The organism is Nocardia sp. NPDC058497, from assembly GCF_042720195.1.
Classification (GTDB): domain Bacteria; phylum Actinomycetota; class Actinomycetes; order Mycobacteriales; family Mycobacteriaceae; genus Nocardia.
This window is the reverse complement of sequence record NZ_JBHXMY010000478.1, coordinates 1-4,608: the sequence shown is the minus strand read 5'-3', so window position 1 is coordinate 4,608 and position 4,608 is coordinate 1. Positions and strand designations below refer to the sequence as shown.

6 protein-coding genes are annotated in these 4,608 nt (G+C 69.6%); 5 read left to right on the top strand and 1 reads right to left on the bottom strand.

Features of this window, described 5'->3' with window-relative positions; translation table 11 throughout:
* Positions 1 to 106 precede the first annotated feature (106 nt).
* The 3 genes from ACFWPJ_RS25315 to ACFWPJ_RS25305 are packed head-to-tail and all read left to right on the top strand — an operon-like array spanning position 107 to position 2,335.
* Positions 107 to 577 (top strand): DUF4334 domain-containing protein, encoded by a 471-nt coding sequence (locus ACFWPJ_RS25315; protein WP_378854877.1) that lies wholly within the window; start codon positions 107 to 109, stop codon positions 575 to 577.
* A complete protein-coding gene (locus tag ACFWPJ_RS25310) occupies positions 577 to 1,665 on the top strand; it encodes an NAD(P)-dependent alcohol dehydrogenase (protein ID WP_378854876.1) in 1,089 nt (362 codons plus the stop codon). Before ACFWPJ_RS25315 ends, ACFWPJ_RS25310 begins: the two co-directional genes overlap by 1 nt.
* Positions 1,666 to 1,696: 31 nt before the next feature.
* Complete coding sequence (locus ACFWPJ_RS25305; protein WP_378854875.1) at positions 1,697 to 2,335, top strand: TetR/AcrR family transcriptional regulator; 639 nt, start codon at positions 1,697 to 1,699, stop codon at positions 2,333 to 2,335.
* 12 nt (positions 2,336 to 2,347) lie between these two features.
* Here the strand turns inward: ACFWPJ_RS25305 and ACFWPJ_RS25300 are convergent, their stop codons facing one another.
* Positions 2,348 to 3,007 carry a TetR/AcrR family transcriptional regulator gene (locus ACFWPJ_RS25300; RefSeq protein WP_378854874.1) on the bottom strand — a complete coding sequence of 220 codons (660 nt, stop codon included), beginning with the start codon at positions 3,005 to 3,007 and terminating at the stop codon, positions 2,348 to 2,350.
* Between the two features lie 141 nt (positions 3,008 to 3,148).
* On the opposite strand from ACFWPJ_RS25300, the gene ACFWPJ_RS25295 reads away from it, so the two are divergent.
* Both ACFWPJ_RS25295 and ACFWPJ_RS25290 read left to right on the top strand, forming a co-directional pair.
* The gene (locus ACFWPJ_RS25295; protein ID WP_378854873.1) at positions 3,149 to 3,949 is read left to right on the top strand and encodes an alpha/beta fold hydrolase; all 801 of its coding nucleotides are present in this window, start codon (positions 3,149 to 3,151) and stop codon (positions 3,947 to 3,949) included.
* Positions 3,946 to 4,608 (top strand): flavin-containing monooxygenase (locus ACFWPJ_RS25290; protein WP_378854872.1); only part of this gene is annotated, 663 nt, incomplete at its 3' end. The genes ACFWPJ_RS25295 and ACFWPJ_RS25290, both read left to right, overlap by 4 nt.

The window sequence follows — 4,608 nt, the reverse complement described above, 5'->3', positions numbered from 1 at the left end:
CCCGCTGCCCGCATGACCGGATGGTACCTCTTGCCGAACCATCTGGTTCGGAACTATGGTCCGTTCTGGAACCGGATGGTTCTGGAAACGGCGAGACGAGGACACCATGGGCGCGGACAAGCCACGCTGGCAGCAACTGCGGGACGAGACCGACGGCGTCTCCACCGCGGAACTGGACGCGCTGTGGACCCGGCTACGGCCTGCCCGCGCCGAGGACATCCTCGGGGAATGGCGCGGCGGCGCGTTCCAGACCGGGCACCCGCTGTGCCGTGCGCTGCCGGCCAGCCGCTGGTACGGCAAGACCTTCCTCGCCCTCGACGATGCCAAACCGCTGATCTGCCGCGCCGAGGACGGCACCCTGTTCTCCAATGTCGAACTGGGACAGGGCGAGGCGACGCTGTGGAACATCGAGTTCCGCGGCGAGGTGACCGCGACGATGGTCTACGACGGCCGCGCCGTGTTCGACCATTTCAAGTGGCTCGACGAGCGGACCCTGATAGGCATCATGAACGGTCGCCCGGAACTGGTGCTGTCGCGCGGCGAATACTTCTACTTCCTGCTGGAACGGGTGTCCTGATGCGGACAACGGCGGTTCTGTCGCGCGACCCGGCCGCGGCGTTCTCGATCGAACCGGTCGAGATCGACGAACCGCGGGCCGGGGAGATCCTGGTGCGGATCGCCGCCGCCGGGATCTGTCACACCGACCTGGTGACCCGGCGCGCAGGCGCCGCGGACCGGCCGATCCTGCTCGGCCACGAGGGCGCCGGTGTGGTGGCCGCGGTCGGGCCCGGTGTCGCCGTGGTCGCGCCCGGTGATCATGTCGTGCTGACCTTCCGGCATTGCGGCGCGTGCGCGACCTGCCTGGCCGGTCGCCCCGCCTACTGTCATCGCTCGGTCGCGCTCAACCAGTTCGGGCGCCGCGCCCACGACACTCCGCGCGTACTGCTCGACGGCGCCCCGGTGCTGGACGGATTCTTCGGCCAGTCGAGTTTCGCCGGCTACGCGCTGACGACCGAGGACAACACCATCGTCGTCGACCCCGCGATCGACCTGGCGGCGGCCGCGCCGTTCGGCTGCGGATTCCAGACCGGCGCGGGCGCGGTGCTCAACGTTTTGCGCCCCGAATCGGGCGCCTGGTTGGCGGTCTACGGCGCGGGCGCGGTCGGGATGGCCGCGCTGCTGGCCGCACGCACGGTGGCCGGGGTACGGGTGGTGGTGGTCGAGACGTCGGCTGCCCGGCGGGAACTCGCGCGCGAGCTAGGCGCCGAGGTCGCGCTGGATCCGGCCGAGGGGCCGACGGTGCCGCGGATTCGCGACCTCACCGGCGGTGGGGCCACCCACGCGCTGGACACCACGGGTGTCCCGGCGGTCCTGGCCGATGCGGTGGCGGCGCTGACCACCGGGGCGACGGTGGTCGCGGTGGGTCTCGGTGCGGGTGCCCCGCCGGTGGATGTCAGCGATATCGTGTTGCGCGGCAAGACCATTCGCGGGTGCCTCGAAGGCGACAGCGTGCCCGCTACTTTCATTCCGCACCTGCTCGACCTGCACGCGAACGGCCGGTTCCCGGTCGAGCGGCTCATCGGCCGCTATCCGCACACCGAGATCGCCGCCGCGCTGGCCGATCAGCGGGCCGGACGAGTGGTGAAGCCGGTGCTGACATGGTGACCGAACGACCCAGCGAAGGAGGGCTGGTCGCATGACAGTCCTGCACAGCGACATCCTGCTCCCCGACGACGACGCCGACGAGACCGGCGGCGGCACTGTCGCGGCTCGCGCGGAACGGCTACTGGCGGCGCTGAACGCGGCGCGCGAGGTGTTCGTCGCGCACGGCTATCACGGCGCGAGCATGGATCAGATCAGCGCGCGGGCCGGGATGAGCAAGCCGGTCATCTACACCCTCTACGCGAACAAGCTGGATCTGTATCTCGCTGTCCTGCAACACCATCTGGACCGGATGGTGCGCGGTATCCGCGACGCGCTGGCCGGCGCCACCGGGCAGGAGGACAAGGTGCGGCGGGCGGTGCAGGCCTATTTCGACTTCGTCGACGAGGACCCGGACGGCCACGTCCTGATCTTCGAGTCGCCGGTGCCCAGTGAACCCAGCGTGCGCTGGCGCTCGCGGCACGCGTTCGGCGAGTGCGCGGTGCTGGTCAGTGCCGAGTTGCGGGCGGCGGGCATGGACGACGCGCGGGCGTACACGTGCGCGTTCGGTGTCGTCGGGGCCAGTCATCTGGCGGCCCGGCACTGGCTGGACGCGGGTCGTCCGATCCCCAAGCGTGATGCCGTGGCGACGACGGTGGCGCTGTGCTGGAACGGCTTGTCCGGGATCAGCTGACGCGGAGTTCGCTCAGCTCGCGACCGCGGGCAGGGGGCTGCCGTCGAGCAGTTCGTCGCTGGGCAGTCTGCCGATCAGGACGGCGAGCGCGCGCTTCCAGCGGCGAACGACCGCTTCGCGCTCACCGAGCGTCCCGGTGAGCATGGCCGTCATGGACAGGCCGGTCAGCAGGTCGATGGTGAACTCGACCAGGATCTCCGCACGCGGATCGGAGGCGTACGGTTCGCCGACGACTTCGAGGTAGAGCCTGCGCATCTCGGTGAACACGCGCCGTTCCTCGTGGACGAGGCGCTCGCGCAGTTCGGCGTCGGTGCGTGCGGCGACCCACAGGTCCAGCGCGGTGAAGAAGGCCGGGCTGTTGAGGTCGCGCCAGGCCAGGTCGACGACCGATTGCAGCCGGTCGCGGCCCGGGGGCAGCAGTTCGGCCTCGCGGCGGAACTGTTCGAGCCGCAGGTCGACGACGCGGGTGGTGGCCGCGATGAGCAGTTCGGTCCGGGTGGGGAAATGGTGCTGGACGGTGCCGCGCGCGAGGCCGGCGCGTTCCTGGACGGCGCTGACGGTGGTCGCCGCGTAGCCGCGTTCGAGCAGGCATTGCGCGGTGCAGTCGAGGATCAGGGCCCTGGTGGAGGCACGGCGTTGCGCCTGGGTACGGCGCGGTTGTTGCACGGTCACCCGAGAAATCGTACGCCGTGACGGTAAAGATTGGCGATCCCGCACGTCTTGTTGTCCGATTGCCTATTGACGCAGCAGCGATGACCTGGTGCAATCAACAAACCGTACGCAGTAACTGTTTCTTCTGGATGAAGGGCTGCGATGACGCAGATCTCTCATGTTCGCCGGGGCACCGGCTCGCCGATCGTGCTCGTGCACGGGCTCGGCAGTCGTTGGCAGATCTTCGCGCCGGTCATCGACCTGCTGGCCGAACAGCACGAGGTGATCGCCGTCGACCTCCCCGGATTCGGCGCCTCACCGCCGCTGCCGGGCATCCGGCCCGGACCACGTGGATACGCGAGCTGGCTGACGCAATGGCTGCGCGACAACGAGATCCGACGGCCGCACGTCGTCGGTAGCTCGATGGGCGGCGGTATCGGCATCGAATTGGGCCGCACCGGCGTCGCCTCCGCCGTCACCGCGTTCTCACCCGTCGGCTTCTACGGCAAGCCGGGCCTGCGCTGGGTTCAGGGGTCGCTGACCGCGATGCGCGCCGCTGCGCGGCTGGCGGGTCCGGGGCTCGACCGCGCGGGCGAGCGTGGCCGCGGCCGGGCCGCGCTGCTGTCGGTCATGTTCGGTCGCCCGACGCGAGTGGACCCAGATGCCGCGCGCATCGATCTGGCCGGCCTGGCGGGCGCGACCTCGTTCACCGACGCGCGCGACGACTTCGCCACCTACGTCCTCGATCCCGGCGACGACCCCGGGTCACTGCGCGATATCCCGGTGACGATCGCCTGGGGTACCCGCGACGTCGTGCTCATCCATCGCACCCAGAGCGCTCGCGCGCGGGAAGTCCTGCCGTTCGCGCGGCACCTGGATCTACCCGGCTGCGGTCACCTGCCGTTCAGTGACGACCCGCAGCTGTGCATTCGGACCATCCTCGACAACCGGAGGACCTCATGACACCGTCGATCGCGGTCATCGGAAGCGGTTTCGGCGGGCTGGCCGCCGCCATCGCGCTGAAGAAGCGGGGCTTCGACGACATCGTCGTCTTCGAGAAGGCCGACGACGTCGGCGGCGTCTGGCGGGAGAACACCTATCCCGGCGCGGCCTGCGATGTGCCCTCGCCGTTCTATTCGTACTCGTTCGAACCGAATCCGCGCTGGCCGCACCGGTTCTCGCGGCAACCGGCGATTCTGGACTACATCCGCAACGTCGCCGACAAATACGATGTGCGCCGCCACATCCGCTTCGGCACCGAGGTCACCGCCGCGGAGTACGACGACGCGACCGGCACGTGGACCGTGCGGTTGAGCGCCGGGGACACCGTGGTCGTCGATGTCGTGGTGTCGGCGGTCGGCCAGCTCTCGCGGCCGGCGCTGCCCGACATCGCGGGCCGGGACACGTTCGCGGGGGACAGTTTCCACTCCGCCGAGTGGGATCACGACGTCGATGTGACGGGCAAACGGGTCGCCGTGATCGGGACAGGGGCGAGCGCGGTCCAGTTCGTTCCCGAGATCCAGCCCGAGGTCGAGAAACTGACCGTCTTCCAGCGCAGCGCGCCCTACATCATCCCGCGCCCCGACCGTGAGTTCTCCGCGTTCCATCATCGGGTGTTCGAG

Coding starts and splice junctions, on each gene's coding strand:
- ACFWPJ_RS25295 (WP_378854873.1), top strand. CDS start 3,149: ATGACGCAGATCTCTCATGTTCGCCGGGGCACCGGCTCGCCGATCGTG.
- ACFWPJ_RS25310 (WP_378854876.1), top strand. CDS start 577: ATGCGGACAACGGCGGTTCTGTCGCGCGACCCGGCCGCGGCGTTCTCG.
- ACFWPJ_RS25305 (WP_378854875.1), top strand. CDS start 1,697: ATGACAGTCCTGCACAGCGACATCCTGCTCCCCGACGACGACGCCGAC.
- ACFWPJ_RS25315 (WP_378854877.1), top strand. CDS start 107: ATGGGCGCGGACAAGCCACGCTGGCAGCAACTGCGGGACGAGACCGAC.